The 23,499-nt window shown below is 39.5% G+C and carries 19 protein-coding genes; 3 read left to right on the top strand and 16 right to left on the bottom strand.

Annotated features, from left to right (window positions below; genetic code table 11):
* Nucleotides 1-42: 42 nt before the first annotated feature.
* Nucleotides 43-225, bottom strand: coding sequence for a type II toxin-antitoxin system HicB family antitoxin (locus NQ505_RS14400; RefSeq protein WP_004297339.1), 183 nt, complete (start codon nucleotides 223-225; stop codon nucleotides 43-45).
* On the bottom strand, nucleotides 222-1,349 hold the full coding sequence (locus tag NQ505_RS14395; RefSeq protein WP_004297338.1) for a glycosyltransferase family protein: 1,128 nt from the start codon (nucleotides 1,347-1,349) through the stop codon (nucleotides 222-224). Before NQ505_RS14395 ends, NQ505_RS14400 begins: the two co-directional genes overlap by 4 nt.
* A gap of 168 nt (nucleotides 1,350-1,517) precedes the next feature.
* On the opposite strand from NQ505_RS14395, the gene trxA reads away from it, so the two are divergent.
* Both trxA and NQ505_RS14385 read left to right on the top strand, forming a co-directional pair.
* Entirely contained in the window at nucleotides 1,518-1,817 is a 300-nt protein-coding gene (gene trxA, locus NQ505_RS14390) for a thioredoxin (protein WP_004306008.1), read from the top strand.
* Nucleotides 1,818-1,834: 17 nt separating this feature from the next.
* A complete protein-coding gene (locus NQ505_RS14385; protein ID WP_004306007.1) occupies nucleotides 1,835-2,299 on the top strand; it encodes a thioredoxin domain-containing protein in 465 nt (154 codons plus the stop codon).
* A gap of 109 nt (nucleotides 2,300-2,408) precedes the next feature.
* Here the strand turns inward: NQ505_RS14385 and NQ505_RS14380 are convergent, their stop codons facing one another.
* The 12 genes from NQ505_RS14380 to NQ505_RS14325 all read right to left on the bottom strand — a co-directional run bounded on the left by NQ505_RS14380 (nucleotide 2,409) and on the right by NQ505_RS14325 (nucleotide 19,093).
* Nucleotides 2,409-3,044, bottom strand: a complete 636-nt coding sequence (locus tag NQ505_RS14380; RefSeq protein WP_004306006.1) for a SagB/ThcOx family dehydrogenase — start codon at nucleotides 3,042-3,044, stop codon at nucleotides 2,409-2,411.
* 94 nt (nucleotides 3,045-3,138) lie between these two features.
* Nucleotides 3,139-3,699 (bottom strand): NADH peroxidase, encoded by a 561-nt coding sequence (locus tag NQ505_RS14375; RefSeq protein ID WP_004297333.1) that lies wholly within the window; start codon nucleotides 3,697-3,699, stop codon nucleotides 3,139-3,141.
* Nucleotides 3,700-3,721: 22 nt separating this feature from the next.
* Nucleotides 3,722-4,150 (bottom strand): Fur family transcriptional regulator, encoded by a 429-nt coding sequence (locus tag NQ505_RS14370; RefSeq protein ID WP_004297332.1) that lies wholly within the window; start codon nucleotides 4,148-4,150, stop codon nucleotides 3,722-3,724.
* Between the two features lie 203 nt (nucleotides 4,151-4,353).
* Nucleotides 4,354-4,848: a lipocalin family protein gene (locus NQ505_RS14365; RefSeq protein WP_224440799.1), complete on the bottom strand. Its 495-nt coding sequence runs from the start codon at nucleotides 4,846-4,848 to the stop codon at nucleotides 4,354-4,356.
* 21 nt (nucleotides 4,849-4,869) lie between these two features.
* Nucleotides 4,870-5,628 (bottom strand): DUF1573 domain-containing protein, encoded by a 759-nt coding sequence (locus NQ505_RS14360; protein ID WP_004297329.1) that lies wholly within the window; start codon nucleotides 5,626-5,628, stop codon nucleotides 4,870-4,872.
* Between the two features lie 8 nt (nucleotides 5,629-5,636).
* Entirely contained in the window at nucleotides 5,637-7,706 is a 2,070-nt protein-coding gene (locus tag NQ505_RS14355; RefSeq protein WP_008648327.1) for a S8 family peptidase, read from the bottom strand.
* 10 nt (nucleotides 7,707-7,716) lie between these two features.
* Nucleotides 7,717-9,426, bottom strand: a complete 1,710-nt coding sequence (locus NQ505_RS14350) for a BACON domain-containing protein (RefSeq protein ID WP_009000907.1) — start codon at nucleotides 9,424-9,426, stop codon at nucleotides 7,717-7,719.
* A gap of 30 nt (nucleotides 9,427-9,456) precedes the next feature.
* Nucleotides 9,457-12,111, bottom strand: coding sequence for a DUF4458 domain-containing protein (locus NQ505_RS14345; RefSeq protein WP_004296897.1), 2,655 nt, complete (start codon nucleotides 12,109-12,111; stop codon nucleotides 9,457-9,459).
* Between the two features lie 17 nt (nucleotides 12,112-12,128).
* Nucleotides 12,129-13,691 (bottom strand): DUF5003 domain-containing protein, encoded by a 1,563-nt coding sequence (locus NQ505_RS14340; protein WP_004296898.1) that lies wholly within the window; start codon nucleotides 13,689-13,691, stop codon nucleotides 12,129-12,131.
* A gap of 19 nt (nucleotides 13,692-13,710) precedes the next feature.
* Nucleotides 13,711-14,601: a DUF4984 domain-containing protein gene (locus tag NQ505_RS14335; protein WP_004296899.1), complete on the bottom strand. Its 891-nt coding sequence runs from the start codon at nucleotides 14,599-14,601 to the stop codon at nucleotides 13,711-13,713.
* 25 nt (nucleotides 14,602-14,626) lie between these two features.
* A complete protein-coding gene (locus NQ505_RS14330; RefSeq protein WP_004296900.1) occupies nucleotides 14,627-16,147 on the bottom strand; it encodes a RagB/SusD family nutrient uptake outer membrane protein in 1,521 nt (506 codons plus the stop codon).
* A 12-nt stretch (nucleotides 16,148-16,159) separates the two neighbouring features.
* Nucleotides 16,160-19,093 (bottom strand): SusC/RagA family TonB-linked outer membrane protein, encoded by a 2,934-nt coding sequence (locus tag NQ505_RS14325; protein WP_009000905.1) that lies wholly within the window; start codon nucleotides 19,091-19,093, stop codon nucleotides 16,160-16,162.
* Nucleotides 19,094-19,739: 646 nt separating this feature from the next.
* On the opposite strand from NQ505_RS14325, the gene NQ505_RS14320 reads away from it, so the two are divergent.
* Entirely contained in the window at nucleotides 19,740-21,665 is a 1,926-nt protein-coding gene (locus NQ505_RS14320) for an NAD(+) synthase (RefSeq protein ID WP_004325548.1), read from the top strand.
* A gap of 117 nt (nucleotides 21,666-21,782) precedes the next feature.
* Here the strand turns inward: NQ505_RS14320 and NQ505_RS14315 are convergent, their stop codons facing one another.
* Nucleotides 21,783-22,343 (bottom strand): dual specificity protein phosphatase family protein, encoded by a 561-nt coding sequence (locus NQ505_RS14315; protein ID WP_032852123.1) that lies wholly within the window; start codon nucleotides 22,341-22,343, stop codon nucleotides 21,783-21,785.
* A gap of 29 nt (nucleotides 22,344-22,372) precedes the next feature.
* A complete protein-coding gene (gene hisB, locus NQ505_RS14310; RefSeq protein ID WP_004296905.1) occupies nucleotides 22,373-23,497 on the bottom strand; it encodes a bifunctional histidinol-phosphatase/imidazoleglycerol-phosphate dehydratase HisB in 1,125 nt (374 codons plus the stop codon).
* Nucleotides 23,498-23,499: the final 2 nt, after the last annotated feature.

Below are 23,499 nucleotides of genomic sequence, written 5' to 3'. Positions count from 1 at the left end.
GCATAACTTTTATTTCTCAATTTTTAATTCTCTATTTTCAATTTATATAAACTCTTCCACCATATACATCTCGTCAATCATCTCATTCATTATATTCTGTAAATTCTGAACTGCTTCTTCAGGAGATTCCCCATAAGCATTACATTGCATATTTACAGTCAACCAGGCATAGTAGCCACCATCTGATGCGCGTTCAAGCACATAATCCGTTCTGTTTAGTTTCATATTGGTAAATAATTAGTGAATGTTGGTATTGAAGTTATTTCTGAATGTGAAGCTGCCAGTTTCTCCAGTTCACGGATCATCCGACGTTCACAGCTACGAACCCAATAAACGAAATGACGGTTCGGAGTATATTCTCCTGCAAAACGAAGCAACGGCTGCAAATCAAAGGAATCACTGATTATTCCTGCCCCCGCTTTCATTGCATCATAGGCATTGCAGTCTTGTTCAATATGTGCCGGAACCATTAATACAGGTTTTCCAAGATACATTGCTTCGCAAATAGACTCGAAGCCTGCCGTACTGGCATAAGCCTTACAACCCGCCATAGCATTAAGAAACTTCACATCATCTATTTGATGGAAACTCAATGTTTCGTCAATCCGTGTCACCTCTTCAGCATCCGATCTATCCCAGAAAAAAGTTAAAGGAACTTCCGGATGTTTCGCATGAAAACTCTCCACGCTATCAGCAAACCCGGAATTAACCATATATCCATGAATATAATCACCCTTTTCCGGACGGATAGCGGTCACTTCCTGACGAATCAATGGAGGAACGGTCACTATTTGATTCATATCATCCTGTTCCATTTCCAGGAAAGACAAAGCCAGTTTCTTCGAAGATCTTAGAGCGGTCATCCGGGTAAAGAAACGCAGCATCCATAACTGGCACGAATTTTTATCCGGAAACTCGAAATCACGATGTAAAAACAGATACTGATGCCCAACACAAATATACGGAACGGAGGGACGGAAGAGTGCATAGGTAAGTCCGGTTAAAAGCTCGTAGAAGTTGATGACAACTTCCGCCCCTGTCTCCCTGATCCGCTGATTTATATAATACATGCTACGAAGATACTCCGGTAATCTTAATAAATTGTATGCAAAGCTTTTCGTCAGGTTCGCCCGTTTATTATCTGCCGTAGGCAGAAAGTTCGGACTAATGAATCGCTTCACCGGTGCATGAATACTCCGATTGAAAAATCCCGGCAAAGTACGTGTCGAGCTTTTCCCGACTAAGACTTCCACTACTTCATGCCCATTGCGCAATAACATTTCTTCGAGAGTGATTGCCTGTGTAAAATGCCCTCTCCCCTCACCTTGAACAATAAATAAAAATTTCATAGTTCCATTATTTTTAGATACGCAAAATTCCCTCTTTCACATTACAAGATGATGACTCTATGATTACTATTTCATGAACAAAATCAGCTTTTTCTCGTTATATAATAAAATAGAAATTATATTTGCGGTCTTCAAAGACTGCTTTTTAACTCTAAGAAAGAAAAGATTATGGAAAAATTTGAAGATTTAATACAGTCACCAGTGCCCGTTTTAGTTGATTTCTTTGCAGAATGGTGTGGACCTTGCAAAGCAATGAAACCGGTTTTAGAAGAACTAAAACTTATTGTGGGAGATAAAGCACGTATTGCAAAGATAGACGTTGACCAGCATGAAGACCTGGCTACTAAATATCGCATACAAGCTGTACCGACCTTTATACTGTTCAAGAATGGAGAGGCTGTCTGGAGACATTCCGGCGTAATCCATAGTAGCGAACTGCAAGGGGTTATCGAGAAGCATTATACATAAAAAGATAATAATAACGAATGAAGAAAGTATTAGTAATGGTAGCCCTCGTCATGGCAAGCGTAATTGTATACGCATTCAATGACAGTAGGGAAACTAATCAAGGTAAAAAAGAGGTAACAGGTAACGGTGAAGTCGTCGTAATGGACAAAGAAATGTTTCTGAAAGACGTCTTCGATTATGAGAAATCAAAGGAGTGGAATTATAAAGGTAATAAGCCCGCCATCATCGACTTATATGCAGATTGGTGCGGACCATGTCGCCAGACAGCTCCTATCATGAAAGAATTGGCAAAGGAATATGCCGGAAAAATTGTCATCTACAAAGTCAATGTAGATAAACAAAAAGAACTGGCAGCTTTATTTAATGCAACAAGTATTCCATTGTTTGTATTCATTCCCATGAAAGGAGATCCACAGCTTTTCCGTGGAGCTGCTGACAAGGCAACTTACAAAAAAGCGATTGATGAATTTCTCTTGAAGTAAAGAAGAAAATATAGTGACGCTATCCGGTCGGGATAGTAACGCTATAATAGGAAAAGAGTGACGGTATCCTTGCAGGATACCGTCACTCTTTTGTATATCTTGCCAATCCTTATTTGAAGTATCCCACAGGATGATTCATCATTGGCATTTGGCTATCTTTCAATTTCAAAACTTTCTTCAATTGTTCATTGTCCATCGAAGCGCGTGGCACTGTTGCTATGTTAGCAGCGGAACAGAATATTGAAATATTTTGAGAAACGATGCCGGAATCCATAGCCCCCATCAACTGGCTGCGTGCACTCTTCGCATCTCCAAATCTGGAAAGATCACTGATTAACACCAAGGACACCGGAGCTGTTTTCACAAATGCCTGTCCACCGGCTACTGCTCCACGATGATCTCCTTCAGCAACCAGAGTCAACTGATGATTTTTAGCATCATACAGATAACTTCCTTCAGGTAATACTACATATACATCCACATCCTGCTTATTCAACGCCGACGGAGCTGTTCTCATTCCGGATTCCTTACGGTTTATCCCATTAGCAGCCCATAACAAATCAGACAGATCCGACAGACTCAATGATTTAGAAGCATACTCGCGAGTTGAATGTCGTTCAGACAATGCCTTCATCACCGCACCGGTACGGTTTAAATTAGGCTTCGGCAATTTAATCACTTTGTCAGCAGCAAAAGCAGCCACCGAAAGCATTAAACAAACTAACAATAGTTGTACTTTTCTCATAACTGTGGTATTTAAAAATTGATAGACAAATATAAATAAAAAAGGTCTGTATTCGTTGCAGAATACAGACCTTTTAAGAGTTTATTAGGCTTAATTATTTCTTATCACCGAAATAACGGTTGTACAATCCTTCAAAACCTTTACCGTGACGAGCTTCGTCTTTGCACATTTCGTGTACAGTGTCATGGATAGCATCCAGATTCAGAGCTTTAGCACGAGTTGCGATACGTTTTTTGTCTTCGCATGCACCTTGTTCAGCATCTTTACGTTTCTGCAGGTTCGTTTTAGTATCCCATACGCAGTCGCCCAACAATTCCGCAAACTTAGCAGCATGTTCAGCTTCTTCCCAAGCGTAACGTTTGAAAGCTTCAGCTACTTCAGGATAACCTTCACGGTCTGCCTGACGGCTCATAGCCAAATACATACCAACTTCAGTACATTCTCCCATGAAGTGATTGTTCAGGTCCTTAATCATTTCTTCGTCACAACCTTTTGCCACACCAATAACGTGTTCGTCAGCAAAAGACAATGCGCCACCTTCTACCTCAACAACTTCTACGAATTTGCTGGCAGGAGCTTTACACAATGGGCATTTTTCAGGAGCTGCGTCACCTTCATGAACGTAACCGCATACAGTACATCTAAATTTTTTCATTTTCTTCTCAATTTTAAATTAATTAGTCAATACGTGTTTCTTTATCTTTACTTAAGCAATTCTTGCAAATACCTTTATAATAATAATGAACTTCTGATACCTGGTGACCATCCATGTCTATATTCTCCACTTTCTTTATGGCTTCCGGGCATTTCAGATCATAAATGTGTCCACAACGCTTGCACAAAAAATGAGAATGTACGGAAGTATCTGCGTCAAAGTTCGTATTCTTCTCATCAATTGTAAGCATCAAGGCTGCTCCTTGCTCCGAAAACAATTTCAATGTATTATAAACCGTAGTTTTTGAAAGTGTCGGCATCGAGGGAGATAGTGCAGTATATATATCATCAGCTGATGGATGAATCGGATTATCCATCAGATATTCCATGATAGCGATACGCTGCATGGACGGCTTGATATTATGTTCTAATAATCGATCGTATGGCTTCATTATCTTCCCTTTCTTTCAAAGTTGTATTCATTACAATTATAAATTCAATGCAAAGATAAAGAGTTTCAATATTATTTCCAAATAAATCTTCGTTTTTTTATATATAATCTGTACTACTGAAGATTAATACAAAAACAAAACCGTTTAAGTGCAAGAAACTGACTTAAACGGTTTTATTATAAAAGATACTAAAAGTATCAAGATTAGAATGAAGTTCGTGTTCCGGTTAAGATATCTGATGGTATATCCTCACATCGAGTATAAACTTTTATTTCCCCCATATCCTCTTTAGCAGTCCATACCATTGAAATATCAGTTAACCCCGAAACGATATATGAATATTCCCATTCATCGTCCGTATCAAGCTGGTAATAATAAGTACCGCTAATAACATCTCCGTAATCCTCCTCTTTATTCAGAGTAAAGGAGCCGGGAATTTGCTGGGACGTAGCACTGTTGAGGTTTGTATAAATGGTATAAGAACGTTTTCCGTCTTTCTCTTTCCGGTCAAACTTGATATAATAGTATCGTGTATCACCGTCTATCTTTTCTCCATTCCATTCACTCAATCGCCAAGTCCCTGCAATATTCGCATAATTTACATCCTTCGTATCAGGAAGCTTCACTTCATCGTCGTCTCCACATGACATAAATAATGCCATAGTGAGCAGTAACATCATTTTGAATATATTTTTCATATACATATTTTATAATAATTATTATTGTAACAATAGTTTCACCTGTATTCTCCTTTCGCAAGGCCGGACAGGAATACCATCCAACATAAAATGAAATGTAATTTCATTCTTTTGAGGTAGTAAGCCCTTATCAATAGAAAGAACCATATCAGCTTCTATTCCCGGAGAAATAATTTCCGGTTCTGTATGGAAGTGAATGTATTCCGGTAACAACAAGGCTGATAACCTCAAAGGCTGTTTCCCTGTATTAACGCATACAAATCTTTCCACTTGCCTCCCTTCTCGGGAAAGTATCCTGACTTGCCAATCCTTTCTTTTCAGCCGTAATGTGTTCCCTATATATACAGGATAGTCCCTCCATCGGTCAGCGGTAGGCAATACCTTACCGACGAGTGCCAACTTAGCTGTAGGATGCTCCTTCGAAAGATCGGTATAAACAAACGCTTCCCTATACAAATCACCAGCCTGATCCATTGGATGAAAGACCAATATGATTTCTCCCTGCTCTCCCGGTTGCACTACCTTTTTATCATATTTGGCTACCGTACAACCACAGGAAGTAGTTAACTTGGAAAGGTATATAGGCTTCTTGCTTACATTATGATATTTAAAATGATACATTGCCGGATCATCGTCTTCTGATAAAGTTCCTATATTCATTACTGTATGTTCAAACTGCAAGACTTGTTCGACTGTTTCCTGCGCAAAGCTATGCACAGGAAACAGGTAAATAAGAAGGAACAGCCCAAGTTCGATGGTTTCGGCAAGATATCGTTTCATAATAGAGTTTACATCCAACTATCGTTCTTACGAACAGTGATGAAAAAATCTTGCTTGGTGCCGTCACTCGCCTTGACTGTAGCTTTTGTAGAACCAACTTTCAAGCCTTTCAAAGTGAAAGTAATGTTGTTCTCTGTCGTAAGGGTAGCAATTGAGTTATCATCAACTGTACAGGTAAAGGTCATATTCTCTCCATTTTTGAAATAACGGGAATAATTGATTTTACTTGTAGCTTCGACGGCCACATACATATTAGGTACAGTCATCTCCACACCACCTCCTTCAACTGCTTTCAACAGCTTATAGGCATCAATCAACCCTGTTCCCATATTGCCCGCATAAGCGGCAGGCTCCATTTGTCCGGCAGCTATTTGTCCGAACGAAGCATTTGTGTACCAATAAACTTTCGTTTCTTTAAAATAGGGTTCCACCGGATTGACAGACTCCAATATCATTTTACGGAATTCATCTGCACGGAAATGACGATGTAATTCAGCTGCATAAGAAAGTCCCAATGCCGCTACTCCCGAAATATGTGGACAAGCCTGCGATGTTCCTTCCATATATCCGTAATGAGAATTTTCCCCACCATCTTCATTGGCAGAAGGAGGTAATGTGGAATATATTTTTCCTTTCGAGCTCTGATGATAATCACTGTCACCACCCGGAGCTGCAATAGAAACGCCCATCGCATAGTTGGAGTAACAGGAAGGAGTCCCGTCGGCAGCCAAAGCGGCTACAGATATATAATCAGGATAAGCTCCCGGATATCCGGCCATAGCTGCATATTCATTACCTGCGGCAAATACAATGATACCTCCGTCTATGACATCGTTTGGCGAACCGGCATTATGAAGAAAATAATCGAAGGCTTCTTTTTCCAACGGAGCAGCATCGACCCAATCTTTATCAGAAGTAAACCCCGGGGTATACCCACTAATAGGATTGGAAAGCCCCGAATTATATCCCCAACTACACTGCAAAATAACGGCACCGTTATCTGCTGCATATTTCACAGCTTTCGCTTCCTGATACAAGTCACATCCTTTAGAACCGGAAAAGACCTGACAACTCATGATTTTTACACCACCTCTATTATTGGCTTTATCCCCTCCTGCAATGCCACTAATACCTTCACCATTATTCCTCACTGCACTGATAATCCCGGCCACATGAGTCCCATGTCCGGTATCATTCGGGTCGTCATAAGAGATATAGCCTTTATCATCTGTGAAGTTGTAGCCATAGCGGTCACCGGCATAACCATTTCCATCAGCATCTTCCTTTGAAGCAAATGTTTCATCCTCATTCACCCATATATTTCCTTCCAAGTCAGGATGGTCGTACATCACACCTTCATCAAGCACAGCAACAACAATGGAAGGATTACCCGTACAAAGCTTCCAGGCTTCCCCACAATTTACATCAACACCCATTACAGCAGGTACTACATTATCTCCTTTATCATTTTTTTCTCCATTCTGAAGAATAGAACCATCATTCTTACATCCCCATTGTAGATTAAAAAAAGGATCGTTCGCATCGGTATTCACAGCACGAGTTGTATGCACCACACGGGTCATTGCCTGCTTGGTGAGCACAGTTGCCCGTACATTCGGATCATAAGAACGCTGAATAGCACGAGTGAACTGGACTTTTGCTACATCCGCCACTTGTGACAAGTCCTTGGCTACCTGCTCCAAATCCGTATCTTCAGCAAAATGGATAATATACCAAAGATTCAATCCCGCTTTGCGAGTACGTTCTTCCGTACGACTGTCCACCGGAAAAATACGTTCCAGTTCAGAAATACCGATTCGCTGCAGAACTGCATCCATATCCGAAATTCCCGAACGGGTCAAAGCACCTCCGATAGAGCGGGTAGTAGCAGCATCCAAAAAGGATGCCGCTTCCGGTTTAAATTTTACCAAAATTTTACCCTGAGTAGCTCCTTCGGGTAAATCTATGATAGGAGCTCCCTGTCCTGTATCAGGTTTCACAGCATCCATATCCTGATCGGAACAAGATGCAAAAGTGATCGCTACAGCGGCTATTAGAATTAAATATATTCTTTTCATAATCAAAAAATCAATTATCTGTTAATGTAGGTCTGGCTTTCGGATAACGTTCATAGAACCATTCCAAATTTGACGGTTCATTCTTAAAACCAGGAATATTGCCACTCTTATCTTTACCTGAATCTTGCGTATAAATCAAGGTAAATGGATCAAAACGCGCAAAACGTGGATGATAGAGTAACCAATCCGGCAAATCATCACCAGTCAAGAAATTCAAGTTAATAGAGAAATGTTCGGCATTAGGCAGAATATTCGGAATTGTTTTTAGTTTTGCTTTCACCTCCTCGCTGGCACTCATTAATGTATCGTTTTGCTGGATATCCTCATCTGTGTAAGTAGATACACCATATTCAGGACTACCATTATAGCTATTAATAAATGTTGGGAGTTTACCATAAATCAAATTATAAGATAATGATAAAGATTTCAGCTTTTCCCACTTCAATAAATTCTTAAATGAAGAAGAAGAAGCATCTATACGTAACCCTGGATTGTCGCGCGTTTCAGTACTCAAATCAGTAATTGAACTATATCGACGATTCCCCGTTAAACTTAAGTTAAGTAGTTCCGGATAATTAGTAGGAGTCAAATCATACGGAATACTCGTAAAATTATTGCCGCTTACATCCAAAGTCCTTAAAACCTTGCAAGGTTCTTTTAATTCATTTTTATCAATAGTTGTAATGCCCAATGCACTTATTGTCAGATTTTTCAGATACTTTAATTCAGCCAATGCATTTCCTATACGATAAGGAGAAGGAAGTAAACTAGTGTTCGTATTGCCATAGATAACCAATGTCTCCAGATACTTAATTTTACCGATTTCAACAGGCAACACTTCTTTTGTATTCAGCAATCTGAATTCAACAGAACGTACACGTCCAATTTTTTCGGGTGTTACGTCTTTATCTGTTCTTTCCCAAACTGTCACCCCTAACCAGTAGTCAAGACGTTCGCTGGCATCCCAATTCATCATTGAGCGCATCTTTGTACTTGCAATGACAATAGCAATAGAATCACCTCGTCTATCATCTGTTATTTCAGGTGCAGCTTCCTGCTTTACAGTCAATGTCACTTCTTTTTCCAATTCATCTTCCGCGTTTACCGGAAGGAATTTTATAGAAGCTATTCTCTCTTGCGGGTCAGTATTCATGTCCCATTTGAATCGCATTTTAAGAGTACGGGGACGAGCTCCATAATCCAAAGAAACATCAGGTGTTCTATTATTAGTAGTAACCCAAGATCCTATCGCCTGTGAATACTCCACTTTGAACTTTACATTCGTAGTCACGGATATATCAAAATACCTTTTATCATCGTTGGCCATGTTGGCAACTTCGACTTCATATTTATCCAGTCCGATCATTTTTCCATATCCGGTCTGATGTATCTTCAATTCCTGTTTCGGTTGTCCTTCCGGCACAAATGTCACGACAGCGTGCCGCACATCATTAGAAAGTGTAGAATCTACTACAATTTCGCAATTAGTACTTCCTACACCGTTAGCAGGCATCACCTTCACCCAAGGTTGGTTTACCTTTGCTACCCATTTGGTGCCTGAAGCCACTTTAACCGGCTCCATTCCTCCTATAGCACCTAATGTGACTTCTTGGGTATCAATGGTGAAACCAGTAATCCCCTCTTCATCCGAATCATTACAAGCTGCAATAAAGAGCAAACCTGCAAAGAGGTATAAATATATTTTAAACAATGGTTTCATATAGATTCTTTTTTATTATTTATCCGTTTCTTATTTCACATAATCACATCCGCGAATATCCTGCTCCGGGTCATAAATAAGTAGATATGCTCCCGCCTTAATCATATTGCAGACATTGGAAAGATTAAGAGAGATATTCGGATTATCCTTTATCTCAAAGACTATAATATACGATGAAATCGTATCAGTAATCTTTCGCAAATCATTTCCACCTATGCAGAACTGTCGCAAACTTGGACATAAAGATATATTAGACGGCCATTTTCTTAACAAACGGTTACCATTCTCATCGCGCTGACTACGGACAGCATACACTGTTAATGTAGCTGCATCCATCGGTCCGGTAGGAACTTCCGTAAAACGATTGTTACTTACATCCACTCCATAAAGGAAAGGCATATTTCTACCATTAAAATCATCCGGTAACTTTGACAGCTTATTATAAGTCAAGTCAAGCGTTTTCATCATATACGAATATTTTGAAGCACTAAATGTACCCTTCGGAATCTCTTCTATACCGTTACCATTCAATCCTAAAGCAGACACTTGTGAATTGGTTTTGAATAGTATAGTCGGGAATTTCTTCAGTTTATTACCGCCTATGGCAATCGTATTGGCATTCACGCCCTTGAATGTGCCGTCTTCTTCACCTTCAAATCCATCTATCTCATTGAATGAAAAATTAACCGAAGACATAACATATACAGATTGTGAGCTAAATATATTCGGGAACTTTTTCAATTTATTATAAGCAAAAGAGAATGACTCCACATCGGCATATCCACAGAAGCTACCGTTTTCATCACGTGGCAATTCTTCAATCAGATTATGGTCCATTGATAATTGCACCAAGTTCACATCTCTACCAAATGCTTTCTCAATCGTTTTAATTTTGTTGTACGCACAATCCAGTTTACCTAGTTTTTTCACCATCGACATATCCGGTAAAACAGTCAGGTTATTGAAAGTTAAATAGAAGATCTGTAACGTTTTGCTTATATTTTCGCTAGCCACAAACTCACCTAAATCCTCATGAAAATCTCCCAAATTCGGATTGCTCGCTAAATTGAATGATTGAAGGTTGGGTAATTGTTGCAGCTCTTCCGGAAGTTTCTTCATAGACGGACAATTGTAAATTTCAAGGTCTGTCAAGTTTTCCAATTTGCCAAGATCAGTCCCTTCTTCAAATCCCTCAAATTTACCGTTGGCAATATATAAGTATTGCAAGTTCTTTAGATTTCCAATGGTAACTGGAATTTTATGTATTCCATTGGTCAATCGGTTAGCCGGTACATCTTTTAAAGAAGGACGACTCGCCTTATCGTTTACAACAGATGGTGAGAAAGTTGTAGGTATTCCCTCTTTCTGCCATTTCAAGGCAGCTTGTATAGGTTCAGAAAAGTACAATGCAATATCATTCTTTACAAACTTATTATAGAAATCGCTCCGTACAGAATTCTTCTGCGCTTCCGTCAGTTCAAGTCCCATTGTTTCCTCAATGATATTATCACCTACCTGATCGGAATGGTTACCTAATGACAGAGTTCTAAGTTCCGTCAAGTCTCCTAAGGATTCGGGAATATCGCCTTCAGGAGCAAATGCTCCGATAGAAAGTCCCACGACACGTCCTTTGGCATCCAATTCGACACCTGGTTGATCGCCCCATAAATCAATATCCTTATCAAAGTTCCAGTTAGTTCCTAAAGGATATGTAACACCTGAATAACGCCATCCTTTTTGGTTCTTTTCAGGTATTGCCGGACCTCCCAAGGCTTCCCAAATTTCTTTCAAAACAAGATAATCTTTGATACTACCAGTAGTTTTGCTGAAATTAACCGGAATCTTAACTTCTGTAGTCACATTATCCGAAACTTCAAAATCAGCCCCATTCACCTCTCCATATTCCAAAGAACCTTTATTCTTCTTTATAGTCGTATAATTCTTGACTTTATACTTACCCGCAGAAAGTCGAAAAATTGAATCACTGACGGCTACGGAAATTTTCGTTCCATTGCCATCCAGTTTCTCTGTATATTCTACGGCAACATTAGAAAAAGTCGTATCTTTTTTCGTAAATTGCTCCTGCACTGTTACATTAATATACTTGATATCAGAGAAAAGATAATCCTCTCCTAATGCAGCACGAGTGGATGGTAGAAAATTCTTGGTCACAGTAAATTTCACCATACCCCGCTTAACTACTTTCACATGTATATCTTGTACAGCTAATCCGCCATTGATTACAGTAATAATCGTCTTTTCATCCGGTTCTCCGGAAAGAATTTGTTTCAAATCCTGTGTAGTCCCATCTGCCTTATATAGATAGAACCCGACAATCTGATAAGTACCTGCCATCAACTGAAGTTTTTCACTTCGCAGACCAAATTCACTATCGTCTCCCATTGCCTCAAGACCTACAGTCTGCACAACTTCAGTACCGTCTTCCTGGTTGATGAGCACAATCTTCATTTTTTGCGCATCACGCAAATAGTTCAGTTCATTCGTACTAGCACGTGTCACTTTCGTTTCTGCCAAACAGCTCTTATAGAGTTTGAACTGAGCATATCCATATCCTGCCTGAAGTACAGCATCGTCGTCGTCAGAGCAACTTCCTACTGTAAACCCTAAAGTAAACAGCATACAGGAAAGGACAAACATTCTTATAAATAATATCTTCGTTTTCATATTAATATATTTCTCTATCAGTCACTATAGCGTGTCTCAATTAATAATACAGCATATGGCTCTGTTCCATTCTTAATCGTTATACACATTTCATCTCCATTTGCTTCTGAATTCATACCATAAATATTGATTCCCATTTGTCCAGATGAATTCTGTCCTGGTTCTAAGCTAATTCCAGACCATGCAGTATTTTTTCCGTTCAATATAGTAGTAGCTTGCAAGTTAGATCCAGTATATCCATTAGGTAAAACAAATATTTGAGTATAAGACATTCCTAAAGTGAACGAATAGACTGTATAAACATTAGAAGTACCATACTTTTCAATCAATTCATTCTCTGTCATTTCGCCAGCATAGGGTTCTGCCTGTATTGCATTTCCAGCACCATCATATAACGGTCTAAATGTATATGAGTCCATAATTGAAAGTCCTGAAGTAGCAACAAATGCATCTTGTTCTATAAGTGCTCCAATATAATTACTATATTCTCCTACAATGCCTTCCTTCGAAAATACTTTATTTTCAAAATCATTTTCGACTTCAGCATATACCAAATTTGGAAATACCATCAAATATGCGCTACGAGAAGCACCATCATTACTTTTTGCTGCGATCATCAAATTCCCTTCACTATCATCCTCTATCCACAACCAATTTTTAAAGCCTGTAAGTAACTTAAAACTCCATTCTTCATTCCAACCTGTCTCTGGTCCCATAGTTGATGTATATTCTACACAAACATAAGTATACTCATCATTTCTGGCGATGACTGTTAAAGGTACTCCTTCAGCCTCATAAGACTGATTCTTAAATGTATATGATTCGCCATCTACAGAAGCTTTAATCTTATTCGAATAAATATTATCATTGCTAAATTCTATTTTATCGGCAGGAATTCCATCGTAATGAACCGGTAATTTTGAAATTACTTCCCCTTTCCTATTCTTAAAAATAAGTTCCTGTGTCCAAGCTGTTTTACGATTTTCAGTACCTTGTTTCAAAAGCGGAGTAATTTTCACATTATTACCTGCTTCTCCAGAAATATTCGTTTTACTTAAATCTAAGCTCTCCGAACTTTCTACAATCCAATCAGCGTTTGAGCTAACCCAAAAGTATGCTTTACCACCATAATCTTGCACATAAGGATTTTCCGCTGTATATTCTATAGTTTGTTCAGCATCGAATGCATGCAACTCATAACCTGTAGACGGACGTGTCACTTCTGCTATTACCTGCCGACTTCCCGCCATCGTCATTGTCAACTCCGCCTTATAGGATTTCATCAGTTCCGTAGCATCATCACTAATATGAATGGTGACAGTCTGTTCGCCAACACCACCTGAACAAGTGAAGGTCTGTTCACCATCTTGTTCAAAATAGCACCACAACGACGACGAAATCAATATCCAGTTATCAGTAGCTTCAAAAGTCAGTGTCTTGGTATCTCCGACTGCACATTCTATTTTCTGCAAATCCGGAAACACAGGTGTTACAGTCTCATCATCATCACTACAAGCAGACGTGAAGAGACAGAACATCAACACAATCAATTGCAAATAATATTTTATTATATCTTTCATATTTATTTCCGATTATAGTTTAGAGTCCTTCCTCTTTTTTATACTGCTCCGCTTCTTCATCACTAATCCACTCCAGAATATTCACATAAGTACCTACCGTACCTTTACCCACCACATAAATAGTGCTATATAAGAATACAAATTTCTGGCATACATTATAATAAGAATCGTACGCAACAGGCTGAGTACACATCAGCTTTCCATTACCGTAAATGGTTCCGAAGGCTTCTGCCGTACTACCTATAATTTGATCATCAAACTCTACAAATGGTTTCAACGGATCGGAAGGATCATACTTAATTTTAAGATCATAATTCTTATAGAAGAAATCATGTAATATTATAGTATTATCTTCAGTCTTGTCTCTTTCCGCTTGTAATAACCGATGTTCCGTATTCGTCATATATGCACTAAAGAAAGAGGAAGTCAATAGACAATAGCCTTCAAATGTACTAAGTTCGAAAGGACATGCTTTTTGCATTTGAACACGAGTACGGGTACCGTACAAATCCCATACATTTTCATCTTTGGCAAGCAAATTGAACGTAACCGACAAAGAATCCGTTTTATCAATGTTCTCATAAATACCCTTCATCCGAAACTTTGCTACCCGTTCCCCTGCTTTAATGGTTACCGTATTTGATTCAACCACATATTGCTTTTTTTCAATTGCATTACTAGCCTTATCGTCTACTTCTACGCCAAAAGAACGGTCATAATCGCATATATTTGTAGCTACTACCGGAATTTCAAACCATTTCTCGCTGTCCTGCACCGGATACATAGATAATGTATCGGAGAACATCACGTAGTCGGAACCGCTGTAAGTCGTTCGGGAGAGATCATTACATCCCCAGAATCCGACAGCCAGCGTTATCAGTGCTACGATCCCTGTTATTAATAGTTTCATTGTTTCTCTATATTATCTTTATACATTATTTATTGCTTTCATTAGGCATTAAATCCACACCTGGAGCATCCAACTCATGTTGCGGGATAGGCCATACAAAACGCGGATCGTCTTTCTCTAACTTCAGCGTATTGCCCGGAGAGACAGTCGAGGTTTGTTCTTTACGTTCAAATCCCTCATGCCAACGTTTCAAGTCATTAAGGCGGAAACCTTCCATAAAGAGTTCTTTCATACGTTCTTCACTGACAGTCTTAAACCAGTTCTCTTCTGTTAGTGTGGTAGAACCACCGTAGGAAGAATAACGAGCCATACGTAAAGTAGAAATATCAATTCCGGCTTTTCCATAATAAGCTGTTCCCATCCGGCAATAAGCCTCTGCACGAATTAAATATTGCTCTGCCAACCGAAACGGCTTCGGCATGGAAACACATAATACTCTTTGGCTTATAAAATCCTGATTACCCATATATTTGATCAAAAGCGGCCAGGTTAACGCATGGGAGAAGCCGGTTGTTACCGAACCAAAATAGGCATTGTAGCGTAAATCAGCATTAGCATAGGCATCCAATACCCATTTAGCCGGTACATAATCCGGTTTATAAGATGTATAATCATAATTGAGGAATACGGTACCCAATGCGCCTCCATAGGAATTTACCTCAAACATTACTTTCCAGATGATTTCAGTAGAATTATCATACTGCCACATATACGCAAAATCATTGTAAGTAACCGAATAACTGTTCTTTGTAGCATCAGCTAATGCATACTTCTTACTATCTATCACTTTAGTGGCATACTCAACGGCCTTCTCCCACTTCTGCATATACAGGTACATACGAGCATACAAAGCATTGACTGTACCAACCGTGAAATATGCAGAATTATAGATAACCGCAGTATCATCATCATCCGCAGCCAGATATTCAGCAGCTTTAGCCAAATCATCCAAAACAAACTGATAGGAATCTTTTAAAGAAGCACGTTTTACAGGTCCCGGATTAACGTAACTGGACTGTAATACAACTCCCAGTTCATTGGCAGCCTCTTCATCACTGTCATAAGCTTTACAGAAACACTTCAGCAGTTCCGAATAAGCCAGCGCACGGGCAAAATAAATATGTCCCTTGTAGTTATCCAACTTATCCAGTTGTTCGTCATCGGAAGTAGCCGCTTCTACGGCAGCCATGTTATCAAGAACGAAATTACAACGTCCGATAACGGCATACAAACCACCATACACATATTCCACCTGTTTATTGATAGCTAATATCTCATTACGCCATACATCACCATAGACATTCGTATATCCTTTAACAGCGTAAACCTGATCTGTCTGAATATCAGGTAACAAGGTCAAGTAACCGCTATATAGGCTGCTGTTTTTAAACTGCGCATAAATACCGATCAAAGCTTGACGCACATCGCTCACTGTCTTAATAGCATCATCTTGCGGAATAGCATCTTGCGGATATTTGTCAAGACAGGAAGATGCCGAAAGCAATACCGCAACCAAAGCTATATATAATTTTATTTTTCTTATCATCACTGATTTATTTTAGAATGAAACTTCCAGTCCGAATGTGAACTGACGTGACATCGGATATTGGGCCTTGTACACATTGGACGTAGACTCCGGATCCATACCCGTGAAATTTGTAAATGTCAACAAATTCTGTCCCTGCGCATAAATACGGGCACTATTCAAAAAGCTAGTCCGCTTCAACCATTTCTGTGGGAACGTATAGCTGAGCATCAAATTCTTTAGACGCAGGAAAGATGCATCTTCAAGGAATCGTGAATCCAGTTGGGGAGTTACTCCATAACGGGGAATATCAGTCACATCTCCCGGTTTTTTCCATCGGTCGTAAAGCATACGTTTTGACTGGTTATAGGCACTGAACAGTCCGTTACTCTCCTGAAAGACTCTGTCGTTATTAAGCATCCAGCGATCAGCCACCCATGTGAACTGTGCGGAAAGTGAAAATCCCTTCCAGGAAAGTGTAGTACCAAAACCACCTTGCCAGGGAGCTTCATGTGTTTTGCCCAGCATCACCTTGTCGCTTTCATTATATTCCATAGTAATTTCACCGTCTTTGGTATACCATAAAGCATCTCCATTAATCGGATTAACTCCCGCATAACGGTTCAGATAAAATTCTCCTAACGGATGACCTACCGCAACCATTCTACCGGTATCGGAAGCTACATATTCTGTCACCCCATTATAGAGCTCGGTTATTTCATTTTTATTATAGGATACATTGGCATTCACATTCCATTTAAAGTCTTTGATGCGGAGTACATCTGCGCCGACATTAATTTCTACACCACGATTCCGCATGGCTCCCACATTATCCCAACGGGTCCCAAAACCGGTAGATGTATAAGAAATAGGAACCGCCATCAACATATTGGTCGTTTTCTTATTATAAAACTCCACATCCAAATTGATACGATCAATAAAACCTAAATGCAACGCCACATTAGTAGCCCATGTAGACTCCCAACTCAATTCTTCATTTCCTAACTGGGAAATTGCAATACCTGATTCGTTATCATACTTATATCCACCGGAAACTAAAGCCAGATGCTCATAGTTATTAATAGAAGAATTACCGGATGTACCTGTATTAACCGCAATTTGCGCATTAGTAAGCCAATCATATTTTTGCATGAACTTCTCCTTACGAAGGTTCCACATAAAACCGACTGACCAGAAAGCTCCCCAATGGTTATCGGTACCAAAACGTGAAGATCCATCCCCACGAATCGAGAAATCAGCATAGTAACGGTCATCATAATTGTATTCGCCCCGGGCAAAGAAAGAGAGAAAAGAATATTCTGTGACAGGATCTGACCATGATGAAGCAGTTGAGCCTGAAGCTAAGTTTGTCAAAATATCATTTGTCTGTCCCCGAGTAGTTAACTGGAAACCTTCATAATGATAGTTTTCACCTTCCTGACCAACCATAAAATTGAATGAATGAACATCATTCAACATAAAACGGTAGTTTGCCGTATTTGTAATCATCAGGTTAAGCATATCAAACGAGCTACGCTGCGCACCTCCATAATTATTATTTGGCTTGTAACTGGGGAAACTTTGATAAAAAGAGGTAGTATGACCATAATCAGCACTTAGCTGTGAACGGATTGTCAGATTCTTTACCGGAGTAACCTCGGCATAAAAAGTGGATAAAAGTTTGTATTTCTTATTCGACAACGGATTATTTGCCATCCATGCCAACGGATTTTCTGTCGTTCCCTTCCAACTCCCGTCATCCTGAAGTGCCAGACTTCCATCTTCCTTATAAGGGTTCCAGTAAGGCAACATAAAAAAAGACGCGGAAATAGGAGCCCATAACGCATACTCTCCATCATCACTCTGTTCAACTTCCTGATAGGCAAACATTGAATTTGTTCCTATCTTCAACCATTTATTAGCTTTTGCCTCTACATTGGCGCGAAAACCGACACGTTCGAATGTAGACCCTACTGCAATGCCATCTTGATCGTAATAACTTCCTGAAACATAATAATTCAATTTCTCCGTGCCTCCGTTTACAGATAACTCGTAATTCTGCAAAGGGGCAGTATCATTGTACACTTTATCCAGCCAGTTGATATTTGTCTTACTCAACTTTTCATAATCTTGTCCTTTATCCAGTCCAACTTCTTTCTCAAATTGAATGCGTTCATCCGTATTCATCTGATCCCAATCTTTTGAGGCTAGTTGAGAAAATCCGAGCTGTGTACGGAAAGTAACCTTAGCCGCTTCCCCCATACGCCCGCGCTTGGATGTAATAACGACCACACCATTGGAAGCACGTGCCCCATAAATAGAAGTAGAAGAAGCATCTTTTAATACTGAAATACTTTCAATATCATTAGGACTAATTGTATTGAAATCCGAACTTGAAATAGCTACTCCATCCAATATAAAAAGAGGATCTTTTCCCGAATTAATTGAATTTGTTCCGCGAATACGAAAAGTGGCTGCCTTACTGGGTTCACCAGAATCAGAAAGCACCATTAATCCTGGCGCCTGTCCTTGCAGTGCCTGGTCGAAACTCGGAGCAGGAACATCTTCCATCTTTTCAGCTTTTACCGTAGATACAGAACCTGCGATTGTTCCTTTCTTACGTACACCATACGCGACAACTACCACTTCTTCCACCATCTGTGCATCGTTTTCCATTGTCAAATTTATACGAGTAGAAGCAGTCACCTGCTTATCTATCGTTTTCATACCGACATAAGAGAACTGCAAAGTAGCAGGAGACTTCGTCACTGTGATACTGTAATTACCATTGATATCGGTAATTACTCCGTTTGTTGTACCCTTCTCCAGAACAGACACACCAATCATCGGCTGATTATCTTCCGCCGAAATAATGTGTCCCGTTACCTGATATCCACCCTGCGCAAAAAGCAACAGGGGGATACTTGTCAGAGTAAAGAGTACAAACAAGAGAATTGATTTTCTCATCTTTGATACTTGAATTAAAATTAATGAAATTGATTTATTTTTATAGATTTATCTACAATGAGGAATACGCTTATCTTTGCGTAGGAAATAACAATACACCCCTTCCCCCAAAATCGGTTTTAAGCATATTCTGCACCGACCCGGGATAGGCTATTATTATCTATAAATATAGAATAGGAATAGACTAACTTGGCAAATTCTTAATATTGCGCCAAATATCCAAATAGACTTTTCGTGTTGTTGCTGTGTGAATTAAAGGTTTGACCATCTGCTCTCTTAAGTTATAAATTAAACACTAATATCACTTGTTCTGTTTAGGTGTACTTCAATATCGTTTTATTTTGTCTACAAAGATATATATTATATTTAAATAAATGAAACTATATGTCGCATATTTTATACCATATTTCCACTAATGTCTTTTTGCTACATATTTAAGTACATATAGTCCATTAAAGAAGTAAATCCATAGTATATTTCAAGGATAATTAAATATTAACGTTCATTTTAATAGCTGTTTTAATTGTTTAAACAACAATATCGTAACTCATACCAAATAGCTTATTGAGAGGATTCAACACAGAAAAGATAATTATTCAAAACTATTTCCTATTTTTGCACCCATTATATATAAATAAGGTATAAGATGAACTACGGATTTGTAAAAGTAGCCGCAGCTGTGCCACACGTAAAAGTGGCCGACTGCAAATTCAATGTAGAGAAGATAGAAAGTCTGATTGCAGTAGCCGAAGGAAAAGGAGTGCAGATCATTATTTTTCCGGAAATGAGTATTACCGGATATACTTGCGGTGACTTATTCGGACAACAACTTTTACTGGAAGAAGCAGAAATGGGACTGATGCAAATCCTGAATAACACCCGCCAATTAGACATTATTTCTATTGTTGGCATGCCTGTGGTGGTCAACTCGACAGTGATTAATGCAGCTGCAGTGATTCAAAAAGGAAAAGTGTTAGGAGTTACCGCTAAAACCTATCTCCCGAATTATAAAGAATTCTACGAACAACGTTGGTTTACCTCGGCGCTTCAGTTGACAACAAATAATGTACGTCTCTGTGGACAAATCGTTCCGATAGGTTCTAATCTGCTTTTTGAGACTTCAGATACGACTTTTGGCATCGAGATATGCGAGGACCTTTGGTCTACTATACCTCCGAGTTCTTCATTAGCACTGCAAGGTGCAGAAATTCTTTTCAATATGTCTGCTGATAATGAAGGTATTGGAAAGAATAATTATCTTTGTTCTCTCATCAGCCAACAATCTGCACGTTGTATTGCCGGATATGTATTCTCGTCTTGTGGCTTTGGAGAATCTACTACCGATGTAGTATTTGCCGGTAACGGGTTCATTTATGAAAACGGTTCACTGCTTGCACACAGCGAACGTTTCAGCATGAAAGAACAGCTGATTATCAGCGAAATTGATGTGGAACGTATCCGGGCAGAACGCAGGATAAATACAACCTTTGCAGCTAATCAAGCAAACTTAGGGGATAAAAAGGCGGTTTCTATTGCGACTGAATTTGTCAACAGCAAAGAGCTAACCTTAACCCGGAAGTTTAATTCTCATCCTTTTGTACCGCAAGGAATAGAGCTAAATGAGCATTGTGAAGAAGTGTTCTCCATACAGGTAGCGGGATTGGCACAAAGGCTTATCCATACAGGAGCTAAAACTGCTGTAATCGGTATCTCTGGCGGGTTGGATTCAACATTGGCATTACTTGTATGTGTGAAGACTTTTGATAAGTTGGGATTGTCCAGAAAGGATATTCTCGGCATTACGATGCCAGGATTCGGAACGACCGACCGTACTTATCATAATGCCATCGATCTAATGAAATCGCTGGGTATCTCTATTCGCGAAATCAGTATCAAAGATGCTTGCATTCAACATTTTAAGGATATAGACCATAATATTAATGTACACGATGTCACATACGAAAATTCTCAAGCACGCGAACGTACACAAATATTGATGGATGTGGCGAACCAGACTTGGGGAATGGTTATTGGTACAGGAGATTTATCAGAACTTGCACTAGGATGGGCAACATATAATGGCGATCATATGTCCATGTATGGAGTGAATGCGAGTGTCCCTAAAACTCTCGTAAAATACTTGGTACAATGGGTGGCAGTAAATGGCATGGATGAAAATTCGAAAGCGACTTTACTCGATATTGTAGATACTCCCATCAGTCCGGAACTGATTCCGGCAGATGAAAACGGAGAAATTAAACAGAAAACAGAAGATTTGGTGGGTCCTTATGAACTACATGACTTCTTCCTATATTATTTCTTACGTTTCGGTTTCCGGCCTTCCAAGATATTCTATCTGGCAAATATTGCATTCAAAGATATGTATGATGAAAAAACCATCAAGAAATGGCTTTCTACCTTCTTCCGTCGTTTCTTTAATCAACAGTTCAAGCGTTCTTGCTTGCCGGACGGTCCTAAAGTAGGAAGTATTTCTATCAGCCCGAGAGGAGATTGGAGAATGCCGAGCGATGCCAGTTCAGCCATGTGGCTTAAAGAAATAGAGGCCTTGTAAGGACGTCCTATCAATAGGCTTGTGCCACCGCATTGGCACAACTGTGCCAGCATGATGGCATGGTTGTGACAATACGGTGGCACAGCTGTGACAGAGCGATGGTAAAGATATGGCATATTATAACTCTCCACCTTCCATTACTTCTTTTCTTATTTGCTCCACATTTGCTTCCTTGATTCTTCTAATAATATTCTTATAAATTCGATGAAAGCCATAGCCTCCTTCAGTCATTTCATGGATTGCATCTTCTTTTGAAACATTCTGAAAAATGATACGATAAAACGCACAAACAGCCCCTGTACGGTCAGAGCCGTGGTGACAATGGAAAACAATAGGCGCTTTACGATTTTTAATAATGCGTAATGCCTGTATCAATTGCTTTTCACTAATCGAATGTGCTTTAGTTTTTACCCGGTGAAGTTTTATACTTGTTCCTTTTGCTTCGTCATCATCACTATGTCTGTTTCGTAGATTAAGTACTTCTCCAATACCATACTTTTCTAAAGCTTTAAAGCCCTCTTTTGAAGGTTGCTCCGAACGATATACGCCCGAATCTATTTGATACAAATTTGTCAAATCACTATCAGACAGAATAATCTTATCCGCTTTCAGATTTTGACCGAAAAGAGAGACGGATAAGACTATCGCCAATAAGCATAGTGGGATTTGCTTTTGCATAAGCAATATGGATATGATTCTAAAAAACATTAAAGCACACCCTTACTAGATGGAAGTTCAAAATGATAGATATCTCTTTTAATTGCCATTTTCAAAGCACGGGCAAGGGCTTTAAAAATTCCTTCTATCTTATGATGTTCATTCTGTCCTTCCGCTTTGATGTTCAAATTCATCTTTGCCGCGTCACTTAGTGACTTAAAGAAATGAAGGAACATTTCCGTCGGCATCTCTCCTATCTTCTCACGCTTGAATTCAGCATCCCAAACTAACCAGGGACGACCACCGAAGTCCAGACAAACCTGACAAAGACAATCATCCATCGGTAAGGCATAGCCATAACGTTCAATCCCTCGTTTGCTACCTAAAGCCTGATAGATACATTCGCCCAGTGCGATAGCAGTGTCTTCGATCGTATGATGTTCATCTACTTCCAAATCTCCTTTAACACGGATGGTTAAGTCCATGCCAGAATGTTTTCCAATCTGCTCAAGCATGTGATCGAAAAAGCCAAGACCGGTAAAAATGTCACAAGTTCCATTTCCATCAAGATTCAAAGCAACATAAATATCTGTTTCTTTTGTAGTACGACGTACTTCCGCTTTCCGTTCTCCGGCAAAAAGGAATTCGGCTATCCGATCCCAATCAGTAGTTGCAAGAACACAGACTTCTTCTAATCCTTTTTCTTTCAGAGCTTCGGTCGAGTCTTGCAAATAAATTGCCCGGCAACCGATATTTTTGGCAAGTTCCACATCTGTGGGACGATCGCCTATTACAAAACTTCCGGCAAGATCGTATTCCGGATTATCCAGATACTTCGTCAACATTCCGGTACGCGGTTTGCGGGTGGGCGCATTATCTTCAGGAAAACTACGGTCTATCAGAATCTCATCAAAAGTAATCCCCTCCCCTTCCAATGTTTTAAGCATCAAGTTATGGGCAGGCCAGAATGTTTCTTCCGGAAAAGAAGGTGTACCCAATCCATCCTGGTTAGTGACCATCACAAATTCAAAATCGAGCTTACTGCGGATAAAGCCCAAATTACGGAATACTTTCGGATAGAATTCCAGTTTTTCCAATGAGTCGAGTTGGTAATCTACAGGAGGTTCGATCACCAACGTGCCGTCTCTATCTATAAATAATACTTTCTTCTTCATAA

Source organism: Bacteroides sp. D2 (assembly GCF_025147085.1).
Classification (GTDB): domain Bacteria; phylum Bacteroidota; class Bacteroidia; order Bacteroidales; family Bacteroidaceae; genus Bacteroides.
Note: the sequence above shows the minus strand (reverse complement) of the source record. Positions and strands in the feature narration are given on the sequence as shown.